This is a genomic window from Psychrobacter sp. AT9 (genome assembly GCF_047272965.1).
GTDB classification, from domain to species: Bacteria; Pseudomonadota; Gammaproteobacteria; order Pseudomonadales; family Moraxellaceae; genus Psychrobacter; species Psychrobacter glaciei.
Genome location: NZ_JBKOTW010000001.1, coordinates 994,314 through 1,012,520 on the forward strand (window position 1 = coordinate 994,314; position 18,207 = coordinate 1,012,520).

16 protein-coding genes are annotated in these 18,207 nt (G+C 44.0%); 6 read left to right on the forward strand and 10 right to left on the reverse strand.

The annotated features are described in order from the left end of the window. Positions 1–23 precede the first annotated feature (23 nt). Together ACMFL8_RS04365 and ACMFL8_RS04370 are read right to left on the reverse strand one after the other, a co-directional pair. Positions 24–1,427, reverse strand: coding sequence for an efflux RND transporter periplasmic adaptor subunit (locus ACMFL8_RS04365; protein WP_413190205.1), 1,404 nt, complete (start codon positions 1,425–1,427; stop codon positions 24–26). A gap of 671 nt (positions 1,428–2,098) precedes the next feature. Further along, positions 2,099–3,124 carry a polyprenyl synthetase family protein gene (locus tag ACMFL8_RS04370; protein WP_201593065.1) on the reverse strand — a complete coding sequence of 342 codons (1,026 nt, stop codon included), beginning with the start codon at positions 3,122–3,124 and terminating at the stop codon, positions 2,099–2,101. 568 nt (positions 3,125–3,692) lie between these two features. Here ACMFL8_RS04370 and rplU point away from each other — a divergent pair. From rplU to lolA, 3 genes are all read left to right on the forward strand, one after another. Beyond that, positions 3,693–4,004, forward strand: coding sequence for a 50S ribosomal protein L21 (gene rplU / locus ACMFL8_RS04375; protein WP_010199185.1), 312 nt, complete (start codon positions 3,693–3,695; stop codon positions 4,002–4,004). Between the two features lie 91 nt (positions 4,005–4,095). Then, positions 4,096–4,353, forward strand: a complete 258-nt coding sequence (gene rpmA / locus ACMFL8_RS04380; protein WP_010199200.1) for a 50S ribosomal protein L27 — start codon at positions 4,096–4,098, stop codon at positions 4,351–4,353. A 373-nt stretch (positions 4,354–4,726) separates the two neighbouring features. Further along, positions 4,727–5,428 (forward strand): outer membrane lipoprotein chaperone LolA, encoded by a 702-nt coding sequence (lolA, locus tag ACMFL8_RS04385; protein WP_413190206.1) that lies wholly within the window; start codon positions 4,727–4,729, stop codon positions 5,426–5,428. Positions 5,429–5,540: 112 nt separating this feature from the next. Here lolA and scpB read toward each other — a convergent pair whose 3' ends face one another. The 8 genes from scpB to mrdA all read right to left on the reverse strand — a co-directional run bounded on the left by scpB (position 5,541) and on the right by mrdA (position 13,374). After that, entirely contained in the window at positions 5,541–6,086 is a 546-nt protein-coding gene (gene scpB, locus ACMFL8_RS04390) for an SMC-Scp complex subunit ScpB (RefSeq protein WP_413190207.1), read from the reverse strand. 25 nt (positions 6,087–6,111) lie between these two features. Further along, on the reverse strand, positions 6,112–6,990 hold the full coding sequence (locus ACMFL8_RS04395; RefSeq protein WP_413191365.1) for a segregation and condensation protein A: 879 nt from the start codon (positions 6,988–6,990) through the stop codon (positions 6,112–6,114). Positions 6,991–7,094: 104 nt separating this feature from the next. Then, entirely contained in the window at positions 7,095–8,195 is a 1,101-nt protein-coding gene (locus tag ACMFL8_RS04400) for a tryptophan--tRNA ligase (RefSeq protein WP_413190208.1), read from the reverse strand. Positions 8,196–8,316: 121 nt separating this feature from the next. Continuing rightward, positions 8,317–9,408 (reverse strand): lipid A biosynthesis acyltransferase, encoded by a 1,092-nt coding sequence (locus ACMFL8_RS04405; RefSeq protein WP_413190209.1) that lies wholly within the window; start codon positions 9,406–9,408, stop codon positions 8,317–8,319. A gap of 238 nt (positions 9,409–9,646) precedes the next feature. Further along, on the reverse strand, positions 9,647–10,033 hold the full coding sequence (gene rpsI, locus ACMFL8_RS04410; protein WP_010199221.1) for a 30S ribosomal protein S9: 387 nt from the start codon (positions 10,031–10,033) through the stop codon (positions 9,647–9,649). Positions 10,034–10,043: 10 nt separating this feature from the next. Continuing rightward, a complete protein-coding gene (gene rplM / locus ACMFL8_RS04415; protein WP_010199223.1) occupies positions 10,044–10,472 on the reverse strand; it encodes a 50S ribosomal protein L13 in 429 nt (142 codons plus the stop codon). Between the two features lie 213 nt (positions 10,473–10,685). Continuing rightward, entirely contained in the window at positions 10,686–11,378 is a 693-nt protein-coding gene (gene rsmD / locus ACMFL8_RS04420) for a 16S rRNA (guanine(966)-N(2))-methyltransferase RsmD (protein ID WP_413190210.1), read from the reverse strand. A 28-nt stretch (positions 11,379–11,406) separates the two neighbouring features. Continuing rightward, a complete protein-coding gene (gene mrdA, locus ACMFL8_RS04425; protein WP_413190211.1) occupies positions 11,407–13,374 on the reverse strand; it encodes a penicillin-binding protein 2 in 1,968 nt (655 codons plus the stop codon). A 477-nt stretch (positions 13,375–13,851) separates the two neighbouring features. Between mrdA and ACMFL8_RS04430 the strand changes: the two genes are divergently transcribed. The 3 genes from ACMFL8_RS04430 to ACMFL8_RS04440 all read left to right on the forward strand — a co-directional run bounded on the left by ACMFL8_RS04430 (position 13,852) and on the right by ACMFL8_RS04440 (position 18,200). Then, entirely contained in the window at positions 13,852–15,186 is a 1,335-nt protein-coding gene (locus tag ACMFL8_RS04430; RefSeq protein ID WP_010199226.1) for a membrane protein, read from the forward strand. Positions 15,187–15,529: 343 nt separating this feature from the next. After that, entirely contained in the window at positions 15,530–17,560 is a 2,031-nt protein-coding gene (locus ACMFL8_RS04435; protein ID WP_240215794.1) for a heme lyase CcmF/NrfE family subunit, read from the forward strand. A gap of 1 nt (position 17,561) precedes the next feature. Next, positions 17,562–18,200 carry a DsbE family thiol:disulfide interchange protein gene (locus ACMFL8_RS04440; RefSeq protein WP_010199230.1) on the forward strand — a complete coding sequence of 213 codons (639 nt, stop codon included), beginning with the start codon at positions 17,562–17,564 and terminating at the stop codon, positions 18,198–18,200. Positions 18,201–18,207 lie beyond the last annotated feature (7 nt).

Consider the following 18,207-nt stretch of genomic DNA (forward strand, 5'->3'; position numbering starts at 1 on the left):
AGTCTTCCTATCTTTGAATGGAATTAGTTAGCAGTGGTTTCTGTAGGTTTCTTAGCAGAAGTTCCGTTACCAGCTGGCTTATCCACCGTTTTTGCAGCTTGCTGAGGCGTTTTGGCGTTTGGCGTGCCTTGTCCTTTTGCAGATGGTGCTGGATTGGCGCTTTCTAATGGCTTAGCCACTACCTCTTGATCAGGTTTGACTTTTGAGCCACCAATAATCACGACCTTATCACCTGCTTTTAGACCGTCAGTAACTACCCATTGTCCGTTATAAGTACCATTAATAGTGACTGGACGTACTTGGATTTTGTTGTTTTCATCGACGATATAGACTTGCGTCTCACTCTTAGGCGTACGTGACACTGCGCTTTGCGGCACTAGCGCGGCATTGGTAATGACGCTTTGGGTCAAGCGTGCAGTGACATACATACCCGGCAGCAAGATGTTATTGCTATTTGGGAAGATGGCGCGTAAGGTCACAGCGCCAGTTGACGCATCAACCTTTGCTTCAGATAATGCAAGCTTGCCACGTACAGGATAGACTGAGCCATCTTCTAGAACCAATTCAACCGAGTTCATACCGGGTTGAGCTTTGCCTTCAGATATTTGCTGGCGTAATTTGAGCAGCTCAGACGATGATTGACTGATATCTACATAGATAGGGTCTAGACGCGAAATCGTCACCAGTGGGCTGGCTTGACTGGCGCTTACCAAGGTACCCGCAGTCACATTCGAGCGCTCTGTGCGCCCTGAGATCGGTGCCCGTACAATCGTACGGTTAAGATCTAACGTGCTGGACTCCAATCCTGCTTGAGCCGTTTGGATACCTGCTTTCGCGCTTTCGATACCCGCTTGCGTCTGACCGACCGCTGCACGTGCACTTTCTAATGAAGCTTGTGCTGTACGGACTTCTGTCTGTGCTTGATCGTATTGTTGTTTAGAGATAGCGTCGATCTCTACAAGACCTTGTAGTCGCTGAAAATCATTGACCGCTTGGGCTAATGAAGCTTGGCGACTGCCCAATTCAGCTTTGGCATTGGCGTTATTGGCCAGTGCAGTCTGATAATTGGCTTGAGACTGAGCAACTGCTGCTTCACCGCTGGTGATAGAAGTGGCATAGTTATCAGTATTGATACGATAGAGTGGCTGGTCTTTTTTGACATTACCGCCCTCACGGAACAGTACCTCGTCAATGACGCCATTAACTTGTGGACGAACGTCAGCGGTTTGATAGGCCGCAGTGCGTCCAGAGAATGTTTGTACTTGGGGTACGGTATCAAGAGTGACAGTCTGAACGTTGACAACCGCAGGCGGCATCTGCTGCTGTGCGGCATCTGCGCCAGCGGAGTCCTCGTTTTTGTCACAGCCAATCAGTACAGCTCCAGATAGTACAGATGCTATTACAAGCGCAAGAGTAGAGTGCTTCATCAATGTCCTCGGCAATAGGTATAAAATAAATAGTGACAGTATAAAAAATTTATAAGTAAATAAATCTTAACGTATGAAATTTTAAAGGTATTAAATATAGGGGCAGTCTTAACGCTAAGTACATGCCATATCTTGCTCAGATCACTTTCGATAGCATCAGTTTTAATAGAACCAATTTTAATATCACGTAATGACTAGAATACCCAGTTCTTACGTTTGTATGATGAATCATGAGGCAAGGTTTTTAGCATTATAGATGTAGGCAAGCCACAGAGTTGATTAGTAAATTTAATCAGTTATTATAAACTAATGGGGTTACCCCACAGTCAAGTACTTTAGGAGAGGGAAGGCGGCAAAAAGCGGCAATATTACGTTTTATGAATAAACGAGGTGCCGCTATAGTAAGCCTCACCTCAGTTAACCGCTAATAGGGCGACATACAACCTACTATCAAAACATATTGTAAACTTTTGTTATATTTATAAACCACATAATCATTGAGGCTTTTAAACGATGAAAATTTGGGTTTGTAAACAAAATAACGAATTTATCAACTAATAATTATGACCATAAAAATAGGGCTCAATAGTTTCTACTATGCATAAATCAGTATCACAATAGAAACGCGAATCGAGACTAATAACCGTTAAAAAACGATGCTGCTACACTATCTACACTAAACGTGCGCTAGCAAGCTCGGTCAGTTGATGTAAACCTTGACGATAGCGATTGTCTGGTAGCGTGCTCAGTGCTTGTTGCGCCAATTTGGTTTCTTCCAAAGCACGTTGTTTGCAATAATCTAATGAGCCTGAGCGGCGCACCAAATCAATAAGCTGTTCAGCGTTAGGCGTTTTCCCAGTTTGTACGGCAATGCGGAGCTGCTCATAGCCTTCTGTATCGCTGTTTTTTAGCAACTCAAGCGCTTTGATCGTTGGTAAAGTAGGTTTGCCTTCAGCAAGGTCGTCGCCTAGGTTTTTGCCCATCACTTCACTATCGCCACTATAATCAAGCACATCATCGATAATCTGAAAGGCATTGCCAAAGTGTTGACCAAAATCACCCAATGCCTGCATATATTCTGTTTTATCTTGCAAGATAGCGGCACCTTGGGTCGCCATCATAAACAGACGTGAGGTTTTACCATCGATAATGCGTAGGTAGTCTTCTTCTGTCGCGGCAGGGTTATGCTGATGTTGTAACTGCAACACTTCACCTTCAGCAATATCACAAGTACCATCCGAGAACACTTGCAACAATGGCAAGCTTTGAAAACCGACCAAAAGATTAAAGGCGCGGGCAATGAGGTAATCACCGACCAATACTGCGGTGGCATTGTCCCATGTGGCATTCGCCGTTGGCTTACCGCGGCGCTGTCCTGACTCATCAATGACATCATCGTGGACGAGGGTAGCAGTATGCAGCATCTCAGTGATGGCAGCTAAATGCATGGCTTTTTCTGATGGATTGTCATTGAACATGCGGGCACATAATAAGGTAATCAGTGGACGCATACGTTTGCCACCAGCATTGATTACATGCTGCGAGACGCTCATGACGAGCTGTACTTTTGAGTTGAGACTACCAAATACTTGCTTGTCCATCACCTCAAAATCATCAGCGACGATACTTTGAATATCAGCATAGCTAGGCATGGATTGAGTCATAGAAGAGGTATTAGTTGAAGAGGTAATAGTCATAATAAATAGTCATATTAATAAGAATAAAGAGAGTTTTTATAACCTTGACTTTATCTATCTATAGGTAAGGTATCGTTTTGCTTATAATAGCATAGCTGTACGTTTAAATTGTGGCTTAAAGTATATAGCAGAAGTAGAACAAAAATGTTTTATACACGCTTTACTGCGCTGGTTAAGAAGAATAAAAACTGTAAAAACCTTTTATATTTTGAATATATGTTCCCTAGCTTATTTAAAATTTTTTAATCACATAAATGACTCATAAAAGGCTGTAAGTAACTGATTGCATAAGTTATAATAACCGCTGTTGGGCTTAATCGATCATTCGTCATTACTGTTTTGTATGCTCATATTAGAATTGTTGTCTATGACGCTCTTATAATCAGCAGTAGATATAGCAGGATGAGTGATTGTCATTAGTGTAACCACCTTACAAAAACAAGAGGCGCGGCTTGCTTTTATGAGCAAAAAGCCGTAAAATCTTGCCTTTAATTTTTCCCTGTCGTGTTCGTCGTAAAAGCGTTGGTATAACATCAGCCACGGCACACGGGTTAAACGGAGTCATACAATGTACGCAGTAATCAAAACTGGTGGTAAACAGCACCGTGTAGTCGTCGATGAATTGCTTAAAGTTGAACTACTAAAAGCAGAAACTGGCGCTACAATCAAATTTGAAGACGTATTGATGATTGTTGACGGTGAAACTGTCAAAATCGGTCAGCCTATCGTTGAAGGTGCTAGCGTTGAAGTTGAAGTTGTTGAGCATGGTCGCGGCGAAAAAATTCGTATCGTCAAGCACAACCGTCGTAAGCATTATCACAAAGAGCAAGGTCACCGCCAATGGTATACCTTGTTAAAAATCAAAGCCATTAATGCCTAATTACCCATTTAGCAATTATTGCTAAACAGCGCACTAAATGCTTAAGAGTTGTCGCATTAGCGATAAGTCACATTAACAAGGAGATTTTCTCATGGCACATAAAAAAGCTGCCGGCTCGTCACGTAACGGTCGTGATTCAAACCCAAAAATGCTCGGCGTAAAAATCTTTGGCGGTCAAGCCATCGTCGCTGGTAACATCATCGTTCGTCAACGTGGTACAGAATTCCACGCAGGCGAAGGCGTTGGCATGGGTCGTGATCACACTTTATTTGCACTGAATGACGGTGTTGTAAAGTTTGCGACCAAAGGTAAATTCAACCGTCGTTATGTTATGGTTGAAAGTGCATAATTGCCCATCTGAATTATTTTATTCTCTGTGAATAAAATAATCTGATGACTAGAAAAGCCTCTATTACCGTATGGTAGTGGAGGCTTTTTTATATCTATACTTTATAGTAGATTTGCGTTCGTGAGCCATCACAGCCTTTAAAACCCTATCGAAAAACCTTGATGTACTGTGTAACAGAGTTGGTTACAAGCGTGTATGGCAGGCGTAGTAATGATTGCAAATCATGACTAGGCGCGTAATGAAAAAACTGGCACACTGTGCGCATTGCTTAATGACACTGGTTTTATCTGGTGAGTTAAACATTATCGAAAACAAAAAATTTAATAAGAACATTTATTTTTTAGCGATTACGCACTTTAAGAGAGAATTAATAATGACTTTACTAAACAAGCAAGCGATTGAACAGACAACCACTCTAAAACAAAAAATAATGAGCGGTGCTTTAGCGGGTGTATTAATGACTTCGCTTGGTGTTGCAGCTCCAATGATGGCATTGACCCAGTCTGCTACCGCCGCGCCTGCTGACAATCTAACAGCAGCGACGCGTTTGAATAAACTGCTAACAAACACAAAAAGCATGACAGCCAACTTTAGCCAAACGACAAAAGGCGCTAGCAGTGGTACTTTTTCTGGCTCTATGAGTGTGCAGCGTCCAAATAACTTTCGCTGGGAGACAAAATCACCCTCACAGCAGCTGATCATTGCTAATGGTAGCTCCATGTGGGTCTATGATAAAGATTTAGAGCAAGCAACCAAACAAAACGTCGATAGCCAAGTGGGCAATACCCCAGCACTATTATTGTCAGGTGATCCAAGCAAAATTGATCAAAGCTTTAAAATCACCCAGCCGTACGACAACAAAAACTATTATGTGCTGTATCCAAAGTCAGATAGTGCCAGTTTTAAGAGTTTATCAATGAGTTTTAGCGGTGGCAAACCAGTGATGATGGTATTAAATGATACTTTGGGTCAAACCACTTCTATCAAATTCAGCGGTATCAAACTAAACCCAAGCATCAGCAGCAGTAAGTTCAAATTTACTCCGCCAAAGGGTGTTGATATTATTAATCAGTAATCAGTACTGCTAATTGATGATACGCTCGAGCTGTATTGGTTTACACCAGTCAGCTTCGAAAAAAAGGACAGACCTAATGAGGTCTGTCCTTTTTTTCGAAGCCATATAAACATTAGGTCATGGTCTTGATGGCTGCCATATCTGGCATTGGCGGTAACTCATCTAAATCACTCAGTCCAAATGCATCTAAGAATTGCGCAGTGGTATGTAGCAATGCTGGTCGACCCAAAGTCTCTTTATAGCCCTTCTCTTCAATCCAACCTTTATCAAACAATTGGCGCAATATATTGCTCGATAGTGTGACACCGCGCACGTGCTCGATATCACTGCGGGTCACTGGTTGTTTATAAGCAACCACACTTAAGGTTTCAAGTAGGGCTTGGCTCAGTCGCTCTTGACGTTGCGGGAACACGCGCTGGATTAAGAGGCTGTAGCTATCTGCGATTTGCAAGCGATAACCACTGGCAGTTTCATGTAGGCTAAGGACGCCCGTATCTAAGCGTTGTCTTAGTAAGTCTAAAGCTTGTTTTAATTCTTTACTAGACAACGACAGGTGCTTCTTTAAGGCATTGGCAGGGAGTGGTGCTTCAGATGCATGCAACAGCACTTCGATATGCTTGCTTATCTCTTCAAGATGTTGACACTGAATATCTGTCATTAGAAAAGCTCTCTTTTGAAAATCATTAAGCCAACCACTGTAAGGTCAACGGTCCCATTTGCTCGTTTATAGCAGATTGGTTCGTATCCATTGAGGTCTTATCACCGTCAGAAGCAGAATTTACCACAACACCAACTAGTTGCCGCTTCATCAGCTCGAGCACGGCGACAAAGCTGACCACTACACCTATTTTACCTTGCGCTTTGTCTAGTAGCTCATAAAACGAGTGCACGCCATCCGTGCTTAATTGCCTACTAATACTGGCAATACGATCGGCAAGTGGAACGGTATCGACCTTGATAGAATGCATTTGATAGTCTGGCTGTAGCTGCATTTTGAACAAGCTATCAATCAATAAATTTGGTGAGTAGTTCGGCAGCTCGGCATTCATGATGTCTTGACTGGGCATACTGACCATCGCCAAGAACACATCACGCTCAAGACGTACCAGACTATCCAAGCGCTGACTGGCTACTTTAATTTGCGCATACTCCTCAAGGCGCTCAATCAGCTCAGCTTTTGGGTCGCGCTCATCGGTAGGGGTCTCTGGCTTGGGTAGTAACAGCTCAGTTTTAATCGCAATCAACGTTGATGCCATCAATAAATAATCACCGGCCAACTCAAAGTACTCGGTATCTAATTCGCTGATGTAAGCCAAGTATTGCTCAGTGATAGGCAGTATTGGCATTTGCGTCAGATCAACGTTGTTTTTTTTGACCAGATATAATAAAAAATCTAACGGTCCAGCAAACTGCTCTAACCAAATAGCAAATGCTTGTGGTGGCACGTAAAGATCTTCTGGCAAATGCTGTACTGGCGTTTGATAGATGCGTAACGACGTATCACGGATAGTTGAGCGGTCTGTAGCACTTGTAGCGTCATGACTCGTTAGAGATTCAGACATTTGATAAGCATCTATGGACAAGACAGCTTGCGATACAGCTGTTTGTCCATACTGTAGGTCAGTATCCACGTTTTATATCCGTATTGGTGACCATCATTAAATGACTATTTAAGTTTGGCAAGTGGACGAATGCCAATGGCGCGGCGAGTCTTGTCTAACTGTTTACGGCTATGGCGACGGGCTTTTTCTGCACCCATTTGTAAGATTGCTTCCAGCTCTTTTGGATTTGCCATTAGCTCTTGGTAACGCTCGCGAAATGGGGCAATCTCAGCATCTATTTTGTCAAATAATGCTTGCTTGGCATCGCCCCAGCCAATACCAGCAGCAAACTGTGCACGCATGTTGGCGATTTCTTGCGGCGTAGCAAAGGCTTTATAAATCTCAAAGATAGCAGAGTCGTCAGGATCTTTCGGCTCTTCAGGCAGCTGCGAGTTAGTGACGATCTTCATGATGGCTTTGTGCATTTGTTTTTCGGCGCTGACTTGCGGATTGTGCTCACCAAATAGCGGAATAGTATTGCTATAGCTTTTGCTCATTTTGCGCCCATCAAGACCAGTCAATAGCGGGATATTGTCGTCAACGACCGCTGATGGTAGGGTGAAAAGCGGTTTGTAGCGGTGGTTAAATGTACCGGCGATATCACGTGCCATCTCAATATGCTGAATTTGATCACGACCAACAGGCACATGAGTGGCGTTGAACATCAAGATATCTGCTGCCATCAGCACTGGATATCCAAACAGCCCCATATTAATACCTTGATCAGGATCAACGTCTTCTTTTTCCATATTGATATCGACCGCTGCTTTATAAGCATGAGCACGATTCATCAGACCTTTGGCACATGAACAATTTAAAATCCAAGCCAGCTCTGATATTTCTGGTACATCTGATTGACGATAAAAAGTCACACGCTCAGGGTCAAGACCGCAGGCAATCCAAGTCGCGGCAATGGCTTTGGTCGACTCATGGATGACGGCAGGGTCGTAACAGCCAATAATGCCATGATAATCTGCTAAAAAGAAAAATGCTTCATCATCACTGTTTTGAATAGACTGAATTGCTGGACGAATAGCACCAACGTAATTGCCTAAATGTAGCGTACCTGTTGGCTTGATACCAGTTAAAATGCGTTTGGCTTGCGTTGAGCTATTAGATATTTGGCTATCAGAGGTCTGATTATCAGAAGTACGGTTGTTACTCATGGGAAATCCATTATTTGGTTTATCAAATTATTATAAATTTATGGTTAGTTTTGCACAGTTAGTGGCAAAAATATTAGCCTCAAAGTATAGCAAATTTTACGTATATTTTTGGGAATAAAGTCTACTTATAGATATTTGTGCGACCTGTCGGCCCATGTTTAAAGCGCCGATGAAACCACATCCACTGGGTGGGATCGATACGAATGAGTCCTTCTAAGACTTCATTCACCTGAGTGGCGTCAGCAACCTCATCATTACTTGGATAATTATGCAGCTCAGGCGTAATGGTCAGATGATAATGCGGGCGTTTGCCACTCGGCAAGTTATCTGGCGTTTGCCGATAGGTATGCAATGCCATGACAGCAGGCGGGTGCGCCTTGCTGCCCAATTTTGCCATGCGTCTTGAGGCAGTGATAGTGGCTGCAGGCACACCAAAAAACGGTGCCATGACACCTTGCTTGAGACCATAGTCTTGGTCAGGAGAATACCAAATGACATGCCCAGCTTTAATTGAACTCACCAAGCTACGCATATCACGACTGGAGATTTGCTTACCAAATATATTGGTACGACCGTTATAAATGAACCAATCAAGTAGCGGGTTATTCTGTGTACGATACATACAGTCTAAGGCAAAAAATTGCGCGCAAAACAATCCACCCAAATCAAGCATCGTATAATGTGCACCTAGTAAAATGACCGGACGATTTTCATTTTGGGCATTAACTAAATGCTGTAGTCCTGAAATAGAAACGGTGCGAGTAAAGACATTCGGGCGGAACCAAGCACACAAGGTTTCAAATAGACCAATACCTTGATTGACAAAGACCTGCTTTGCCATCAGCTCACGTTCAACTTCCGGCTTTTCTGGAAAGGCCAGTTTTAAATTAATGAGCGTATCACGTCGCCGCGAGCCTACAACTTTGTAAAACAAGATACCCACTTTACGCCCTAGCCAAAACTGCCAGCGTAGCGGTAGATAAATCATGGGCAACATCATCAAGAACAATAGCCAAATTGCCCAATATTTAGGCGATAAGAACTGCCATTGAAAGGGCTTTTTATCTGCTCGTGCCGTACGTTTATGAGTTTGGGTAATCGTTGGCGTGCCGATAGAAATGGCGGGTGACTTATCCGACCGCTGCATACTCAGTGGTGGTATGCTGTTTTTTGCTGGCGGTTTGCTGGGGTCGTATTGTTCGGGCGCTTTCATAATGTCCTTTTGTAGCACTGTTTATAACGTCGGAGCTAATGACAAAAAGTTATTATAATGATGGGGTAGTCGCTACTGGTTTGCAAGCTGGTTTTCGACACTTAATGAGCAGCCATAAAAAAACCTCATAAACTGTGACCAGCTTATGAGGTTTTGCAAATCTATTCTTTTGCTTAATAGTGTTAAATCGACTCTGAGAAAAAGGCGATAATCACAAAAAGCAAAGAAGTAGCTTTGATTAACGTTTCGAGAATTGTGGACGTTTACGTGCTTTACGTAGACCCAATTTCTTACGTTCAACTTGACGTGAATCACGAGTAACAAAACCAGCTGCTTTTAGAGCAGGTTTGTTGGCTTCGTCAAGCTCAATCAATGCACGCGTAATGCCGTGACGGATTGCGCCAGCTTGACCACTAATACCGCCGCCTTTTACAGTGATGTAAAGGTCATAAGCAGTAGGGGTGTCAAGTAATTCTAAAGGCTGACGAACAACCATGCGCGACGTTTCGCGACTGAAATACTCATCAAGTGGTTTGCCGTTAACAACAATGCTACCAGTACCTTTCGCTAAAAAGACACGAGCGGTAGAAGTTTTGCGGCGACCAGTTCCGTAATTGCGTTCCATAAGTATATCCTTAGATGTCTAGTGCTTTAGGTTGCTGTGCTTCATGTGGATGTTCAGTACCCGCATAAAGTTTCAGCTTCTTGATCATCGCATAGCCAAGAGGACCTTTTGGAAGCATACCCTTAACCGCTTTGTGTAGAACATCTTCAGGCTTATGTGCAAGCAATTTACTGAAGTTGGTTTCTTTGATACCACCTGGGTAGCCACTGTGACGATAGTACTTTTTATCTTGCGCTTTTTTACCCGTTACCGTGATTTTGTCAGCGTTGATGACAACAATAAAGTCACCAGTGTCAACGTGCGGCGTAAAAGATGGCTTATGCTTGCCACGTAAGCGAGTAGCGATTTGAGTGGCTAAGCGACCAAGGGTTTTGCCGTCAGCATCTACGACATACCAGTCATGGGTCACTTCAGCTGGTTTTGCACTAAGTGTTTTCATGATAAAACCTTAAAATTAGAATTCGTTGAGAGTTTAGCTGGGAAAACGGGGCTCTCAAAAAACAGACTGCACATTATAAGCAGTAGCGCCTACGCTTGCAAGCTGCATTGGGGTTTATTTTCGCCTTATATACATTAAACTGCAGCGTTGGCCAGTTTTTTAGCGGTTTTAAACATTTTTAAAATTTATTAACGGCTTTCATTAACCCGACAATTATGACGATGATAGGCGAAAAAGTCCAGCAACAACTTGTCCAACTTTGGTTTGTTTCAAGCATTCAAAGTTAATTGGTTGCTGAATAATAGATGGTTGAGTCACCATACTATTATTAATAGTCTCTTCTAACTGCTCCAATTGTGTTGCTAAGTCTCTATCCGCTTCTAAATAAATAAGCGTCTCGGTATTGATTAATGCTTGGGTAATAAGCGTCGCTAGAATAGGCTGCCATAAATCCTCAGCATAAGGGGGATCTATAAATACGATATCGAAAGGGCGCGGGACGATGTGACTTTGCATCAATACTTGCTCTGCTGTGCCATTGATAATTTGATAGGTGTCAGCGTTGAGCCGCAACTGCTCAGCACTTTGGCCTAGCATTTGACTTTGCCCACGATTCATCTCAATAAAGGTGCAGTGTGCTGCGCCACGAGACAGCGCTTCAAAGCCTAAGACGCCGCTACCTGCACAGCTATCAAGCACGTATGCACCATGGATGTCGGCAAGTAGCCAATTGAATAGTGTCTCCCGCAGGCGATCTGGTGTTGGGCGCAGACCTTCAGCATCAATGAAACTGACGCTGCGACGTTTAAATTGCCCACCGATAATACGTACCTGACCGGCCGACGATGATTTTTCCTGATGAGATGTTTTCTGTTTGGTATTACGCGATGCTGCTGTTTTTTTCATGGCCACTATTCTTTTTCTGTATTGGTTTTTATTCGGTCGCTGTCGTGGTTTCTGCTTGTTCTGCTAGTGCCTTCTCTTTATCACGCAGGGTGTCACGCATGATTTTTTCAAAGGCTTTTTGACGTTTGATGATTTTTAGCTCATCAGCAGAGGGTGGCAGGATAGGATCGTTTTTGCGTTGTAATACCCAATAGTCAAACAGCGCGCGACCAATAGGTGCTGCCACGGCACTACCGCCGCCGCCGTTTTCGACCAACACGGCAAGGGCGATTTGTGGGTCTTCTACTGGCGCAAAACCATTGAACCATGCATGATCCCAGTGGCGTTTGTCTATCGCAGACTTATCATAACGTTTGCCTTGAGCGATGGATTTTACTTGTGCTGTACCAGTCTTGCCTGCGATACGATAGCGCGGGGTATAGATACCGCGTCCTGTGCCATCTTTAACCACACTTTCCATCGCATCGTGCATACGCAGCCAATCAGAGGGTTTGCCATTATAATCAATTTTGCCATCGGGTTTGGTGATGACATTGACCGCTGCTGCACCATCGCTGCTTTTTAATAGATGCGGGGTGATGTGATAGCCTTTGTTCGCAGTCATCGCTGTCGCATTAGCGATCTGTAGCGGCGTTGCCAAGAAATACCCTTGACCGATACTGACTGAGATGGTTTCACCAGGTAACCAGCCTTTATCGTAAGTGTCTTTTTTCCACTTAGGCGAAGGCATAATGCCTGACTTTTCATTGGGCAAGTCAATGCCTGTCTCTTCGCCAAAGCCAAAGCGTACCATCCAATCATGCAGACGTTGAATGCCCATCTCGTAGGCCAGTTTATAATAGTAGGTATCGACTGACATCACGATGGATTTTTTGAGATCGACCGTGCCGTGACCACCGCGTTTCCAATCGCGAAAACGGTGTGAGTCTCCAGGCAGGCTAAAATAACCGGGATCATAGATGGTGGTGTCCCAATTGCGTAAACCGTAATGAATTCCGCCTAGGCCTTCAAAGGGTTTAATGGTAGAGCCGGGCGGGTAGGTGCCTTGTAGCGCTCGATTGTAGAGCGGCTGGTCTAGGTCTTCTCGCAGAGAGCCATAGTCTTTAAACGAGATGCCAGAGATAAAAGGGTTGGGATCGTAGCTTGGATTACTCACAAAGGCTAATACGTCACCGTTTTGGGGATCTATCGCCACAATAGCACCACGACGACCATCGAGCTGCTGCTGGGCGATGGTTTGTAAACCATAGTCCAAGCTCAAGGTAATGTCATTCCCTGCAATCGGTGGCTTGGTGTCTAGTTGGCGGATGATGTTGCCATGGGCATCTGTTTCTACCGATTGGTAGCCCGGTTGCCCAAGTAAGATATCTTCATAAAAATCTTCGATGCCGATTTTGCCAATCAGATCTGTACCCGCATAGCGATCTTTGTCAATGCGCTTGGTTTCTTTATCATTGATACGACCGACATAACCAATGACATGGGCAAATAGTTCGTCATAAGGATATGAGCGTGTGAGCTTACTCTGGATGGTTACGCCACGAAAGAAAGGTTTGCGCTCACTGAACTGAGCCAATTGCGCTTCGGTTAAGTCGATTTTGACGGTTACCGGATCATTTTTGCTTTTGCTCAGACGTGCCAAAATATCCGTGATGTCTTTATCAGTAAGCTCAAAAATAGGCGCGAGCAAATTCAAAGTGCGTTCTGGGTTTTCCACTTCATCAGGGCTTAGCATGGCAGTAAACACGGGCTGATTGTCTGCCAAAATTACACCATTCCGATCATAAATATAACCACGGCTGGGTGGCGCAGATATTAGCTTAATGCGATTATTGTCTGCCTGTGTGGTGTACTTATCATGAGCATAAACTTGCAAATAACCATAGCGTATTAGCAAACCACTCAGACCCAAAAATATTAACAGCCCAAAGATAATAATTCGGTGCGCAAAAATACGGTTGACCTGTTCGGTGTCGGAAGCTAGCGGTTTATTCATAGAAAATAAGTACTCAGGCGGTCGGAGAAGCATTGGAAATGGAATAAAAAGGCAGGGAAGTAAGCCAAAACGCGATGAATGTAAAAGATAAGATAAAGGATTTCAATCACATACAGTATTATGAGTAAGCATTGGATTGCACGGGGTGGTATGCTAGGTTTCGCTGCAAATTAAGCACAAATTATAACAGAACAAACGCGAGGGCGCAGTACTCAGCCATTTATTTTGTTGTCATAATACGCCACACAAGCGATAGACCATATTAATATTTTTTCTACCATCAGAATCACATAAAATATGTCACCTTTAGTCACAACTTGCTTCTGGTCTACGTGTGCTAATAAACGGCAAGTATGCTAAAATCAGGCGATTTATTTTATAGTAGTTATTTGGGCGGAACGTCTTTTTAAGCGTTCTCAACTTGCTAAGCGTATTTCGTTAGCAACGACAACCATCACGTCAGGGACACAGAAAGTCATGGACGCAACTTCATTGTGGCAGACGATAGCTGAGCACCCAGAGTTTTTTGCCATGTTGACCATTCCACCAGTGACGGCATTCGTCACTTGGATACATGTATGGATGGCGCTCAAAATGCTGTTTTATCCGGTCAAGTTTTGGGGTATTCGTATTCCGAACTTTCCATTTTTTGGTCTACCGGGTATCGGTTGGCAAGGTATCGTTCCGCGAAAAGCGGGCAAGATATCTGGGGTGATTGTAGATCAGACGCTCTCCAAATTGGGTTCGCTTAATGAGTTTTTTAAGGCGATGGAACCTGAGCAGATGGCAGTATTCATCACTGATACGGTGGATAAAAACCTTGAGCCACTGATTGATGAGATTATGCTGGATCACTCGCCAGCACTATGGGGCAATTTGCCTTATGCGTTAAAGCGTCGCGTCTATGCTCAAGCGCACAAAGAGCTGCCTAGTATCATGCAGTCGCTCGTGACGGATTTGACTTATCATGTCGAAGACTTGGTCGATATGCGTAAAATGATCGTTAATACGATGGAAAATGATCGACGCTTAATGGTCGATATGTTTTTGAAGGTAGGCCAAAAAGAGATTAACTTTATTTGGCATATCAGTGCGTTGATCGGACTGGTTTTCGGTATTATCCAAATGTTTATATTTTTGGTGGTGCCGCAGCATTGGACGGTGCCTTTCTTTGCCGCTATTTGGGGATTTCTTACCAACTGGATTGCCATTTGGATGGTGTTTAATCCAGTGCAGCCACACTTTATCCCTTATGTGAAGTTTTTTGCGCTGCAAAGTCGCTTCCCGTTTATTAGGCCGCAGCTGCCGCATATTGGTCAGTATCGTTTTCAGGGTGGTTTCATGAAACGGCAAGAGGAAGTCTCTGAAGTTTTTGCTGAGATTGTGGTAAAGGATTTGGTCACGCTTGAGAACATCATGAATGAGATGATGTATGGGGATCGTGCTGTGCAAACGCGTGAACTTATGAAGTCGCACCTATATGAAGTGCTAGAATCTCCTGTCATTAGCACAACCTTGCGCGTAGGGCTTGGTCGCCGTGAGTATGGACAGTTAAAAAACACTATCATTGACAAATCTATCGTTGCTACTATGGTGCCACTGCGAGATCCTGAGCTGAATGAAAGCCGCGCTAGTAAGATATTTGGGCTGTTTCGGGATCGTATTCGTGCGCTATCGCCAGATGAGTTTCAGAATTTATTACGTCCGGCGTTTCGTGAAGATGAGATGACACTTATCGTCTTGGGCGGATTGACTGGATTTTTGGCAGGTTGGTTGCATTTGGTATTGGTGTTTTTCCCAGCGATGCAGTAGTAGAGCAATGAGTCAAAACTTTTAAAAGCTTTCTAAAATAATATAGTTAACAATATTAGGGCGTGTTGAAGAGTCACAGAGCATTGATAAATAGTCACTGCTATTGCCAGTGCTATAGTTGAGTGCTCGACATGCCCTAGTTTAAGCCAGCTTCTTTGTATTAATAATTCGTATTAATATATCAGGATAATAGTAGCGGGTTTTATGGGCTTCTATAGCCACTGAAACCTCAGTTTTCAACCGTAAACCATGACCAAATAAAGGATTATTTAGTGTTTGCCAGTGGCTAACCATGCCATCGGTGAACCTTTAATTGTATCCAAGGTAAACAAGGTTAGACCGTATGTTAATCACAGAATTGGGTTATTTTGCCTTGCTGATCGCTTTTATGTTGGCGATTTTGCAAGTAGTATTACCAACCATTGGCGTTATGCGTGATCACGTTGCTTGGCAGCGTTTGGCGCCAAGTTTGGCGTGGGCACAGTTTGCCGCAATGATTATCTCGTTTGGCGCTTTGATGGCAGGCTTTTATTATAATGATTTTAGCCTAGTCTACGTCAGTCAGCACTCTAATACTTTATTGCCTTGGTACTATAAGCTATCAGCGACATGGGGCGGGCATGAAGGGTCATTGTTGCTTTGGATGACCATCATGGCCACTTGGTGTGCCTTGGTCTCTTACTTTAGCCGTGGTCTGCCATTGTCAATGCGCGCGCGCGTACTGGTGATTTTGGCTGGCGTACAGATGATGATGCTGGCGATGCTGATTTTCACCTCATCGCCGTTTGATCGTACCCTGCCGAATTTGCCTGTCGATGGTGCCGATTTAAACCCGGTTCTACAAGATTTCGGTCTGATTATTCACCCGCCTATGCTGTATATGGGTTATGTGGGTATGGTGGTGCCGTTTGCGTTTTGTATGGCTGCACTGTGGGAAGGGCGCTTGGATGCCGTTTGGACACGTTGGTCGCGTCCATGGGCACTGGCTGCTTGGGGTTTCTTAACTATTGGTATCGCGCTAGGCTCGTGGTGGGCTTATTATGAGCTTGGCTGGGGTGGTTGGTGGTTCTGGGATCCGGTAGAGAACGCCTCACTGATGCCATGGCTTGCTGGTCTTGCTTTATTACATTCGCTAGCAGTCACAGAAAAGCGCGGTGTTTTTAAAGCTTGGACGATTATGCTGGCAATTTTTGCCTTTGCGCTGAGCTTACTTGGTACTTTCTTAGTTCGCTCTGGGGTCATTACGTCGGTGCATTCGTTCGCAGCCGATCCAACGCGTGGTCTGGTTATTTTGGTTATTTTGGGTGTTATCGTTGGCGGTGGTTTATTGATGTTTGCTATCCGCGGCTGGAGCTTGACAGTTGAGAGTCAGTACCAGCTCATCTCGCGTGAGTCATTCTTAGTCATCAATAACGTCATTATTTTGATTTCGACCTTGGTGGTGCTGCTTGGCACGCTATATCCTATCATTGCTGATGCCTTTAATTTAGGTCAAGTGTCCGTTGGTCCTCCTTACTTTAATGCGCTGTTTGTGCCTTTAACGTGGTTGTTGTTAATTGCAATGGGCATGGGCTCCAATATCCGTTGGAAAAAAGACAAGCGTCCATTACTAGGCGTTGGTATGGTCATTGCGGTTAGTAGTCTGGTGCTTGCGGCCATTATTACCTACTTTGTCCATCCCTCTTCTATGCTAAATATTGGCGTTACTTTGGCGGTTAGCTTTTGGGTATTGTTCTGGATGGTGGTCGACTTTAAAGACAAAACCAAAAATGCACCGAGCCTTTTAAAAGGCTTAAGTCAATTACGTTTGAGCTACTGGGGTCAGCAAACGGCACACATTGGCGTCTTAATAGCGGTTATCGGTATTGCCTTTACTAGCAGTCTGAGTATCGAGCGAGATGTGGCGCTGGGACCAAACGATAGCGTCCACGTGCAAGGCTATGACTTTACCGTAAAAGGCTTTAGCGAAGTCAAAGGCAGTAACTTTGATGCGACACAAGCCGAGGTATTAGTAAGCAAAGACGGTCAAGATGTGACCACCTTGTACCCTGAAAAGCGTAACTATATCATTAGTATGATGCCGATGACTGAAGCGGCGATTGATGCCAGCCTCATGCGTGATGTCTATGTGGCACTTGGCGAACCGATTGCTAAAGACAGCAACCAATGGGCGGTACGCATCTATGTGAAGCCGTTGATTCGTTGGATATGGCTTGGTGCTATTATTATGGCTCTAGGTGGGCTGCTAAGTATGTTAGATAAGCGCTATCGAATTAAAAAGCCTAAGACTGTCAGCCAAAATGTGATTAATGCTGCAGGTTTTGCAACAGTAGCAGAGGTAGAAGTACCAGCAGCAAAGATGGGGGACAAATAGTATGACTAGGTCAAATAATACCTCTAATCAAAACGGCAACAAAACCATAAATAAAAAGCAGCTAAAGATATGGTTTGTCATTCCGCTTATCGTCTTTGCAGGCTTTGTGGTTATGCTCTACATGCGCTTAGGTCAGCCGACTGAGATCGTAACCAATACCGCGCTTGAGCGTCCAGTACCTGCTTTTGAGCTGCCATTGTTATCCGATACTAGCCGTATTATGACCAATGACAATCTGCCTGATCAGCCGTTTTTGCTAAATATTTGGGGTTCTTGGTGTCCCACTTGTATTATCGAGCATCCTTTTTTAATGCAGCTAGAAGAGCGCGGTGTCAATTTGGTTGGCGTCAATTATAAAGATGAAATTGGTGATGCCCTCAGCTACCTCAACCGTGGTGGTGATCCATTCTCGATGTCTATTCAGGATTTATCGGGACAGTTTGCTTTAGACTTAGGTTTGACGGGTGCGCCTGAGACTTTCATTGTCGATGGTGAAGGGGTGATTCGTCAGCATATCATCGGTGAGATTAATGAGAGCAATTGGCAAAGTCGTATCACGCCTTGTCTCATGGTACTCAACGAAGCCAATAAGCGTAATGTCAGTCCTGACGCTACTCAGGTCAAGGAGGCGTGCAAATGATGACGAT

Coding starts and splice junctions, on each gene's coding strand:
- ACMFL8_RS04365 (WP_413190205.1), bottom strand. CDS start 1,427: ATGAAGCACTCTACTCTTGCGCTTGTAATAGCATCTGTACTATCTGGA.
- ACMFL8_RS04370 (WP_201593065.1), bottom strand. CDS start 3,124: ATGACTATTACCTCTTCAACTAATACCTCTTCTATGACTCAATCCATG.
- rplU (WP_010199185.1), top strand. CDS start 3,693: ATGTACGCAGTAATCAAAACTGGTGGTAAACAGCACCGTGTAGTCGTC.
- rpmA (WP_010199200.1), top strand. CDS start 4,096: ATGGCACATAAAAAAGCTGCCGGCTCGTCACGTAACGGTCGTGATTCA.
- lolA (WP_413190206.1), top strand. CDS start 4,727: ATGACTTTACTAAACAAGCAAGCGATTGAACAGACAACCACTCTAAAA.
- scpB (WP_413190207.1), bottom strand. CDS start 6,086: ATGACAGATATTCAGTGTCAACATCTTGAAGAGATAAGCAAGCATATC.
- ACMFL8_RS04395 (WP_413191365.1), bottom strand. CDS start 6,990: ATGTCTGAATCTCTAACGAGTCATGACGCTACAAGTGCTACAGACCGC.
- ACMFL8_RS04400 (WP_413190208.1), bottom strand. CDS start 8,195: ATGAGTAACAACCGTACTTCTGATAATCAGACCTCTGATAGCCAAATA.
- ACMFL8_RS04405 (WP_413190209.1), bottom strand. CDS start 9,408: ATGAAAGCGCCCGAACAATACGACCCCAGCAAACCGCCAGCAAAAAAC.
- rpsI (WP_010199221.1), bottom strand. CDS start 10,033: ATGGAACGCAATTACGGAACTGGTCGCCGCAAAACTTCTACCGCTCGT.
- rplM (WP_010199223.1), bottom strand. CDS start 10,472: ATGAAAACACTTAGTGCAAAACCAGCTGAAGTGACCCATGACTGGTAT.
- rsmD (WP_413190210.1), bottom strand. CDS start 11,378: ATGAAAAAAACAGCAGCATCGCGTAATACCAAACAGAAAACATCTCAT.
- mrdA (WP_413190211.1), bottom strand. CDS start 13,374: ATGAATAAACCGCTAGCTTCCGACACCGAACAGGTCAACCGTATTTTT.
- ACMFL8_RS04430 (WP_010199226.1), top strand. CDS start 13,852: ATGGACGCAACTTCATTGTGGCAGACGATAGCTGAGCACCCAGAGTTT.
- ACMFL8_RS04435 (WP_240215794.1), top strand. CDS start 15,530: ATGTTAATCACAGAATTGGGTTATTTTGCCTTGCTGATCGCTTTTATG.
- ACMFL8_RS04440 (WP_010199230.1), top strand. CDS start 17,562: ATGACTAGGTCAAATAATACCTCTAATCAAAACGGCAACAAAACCATA.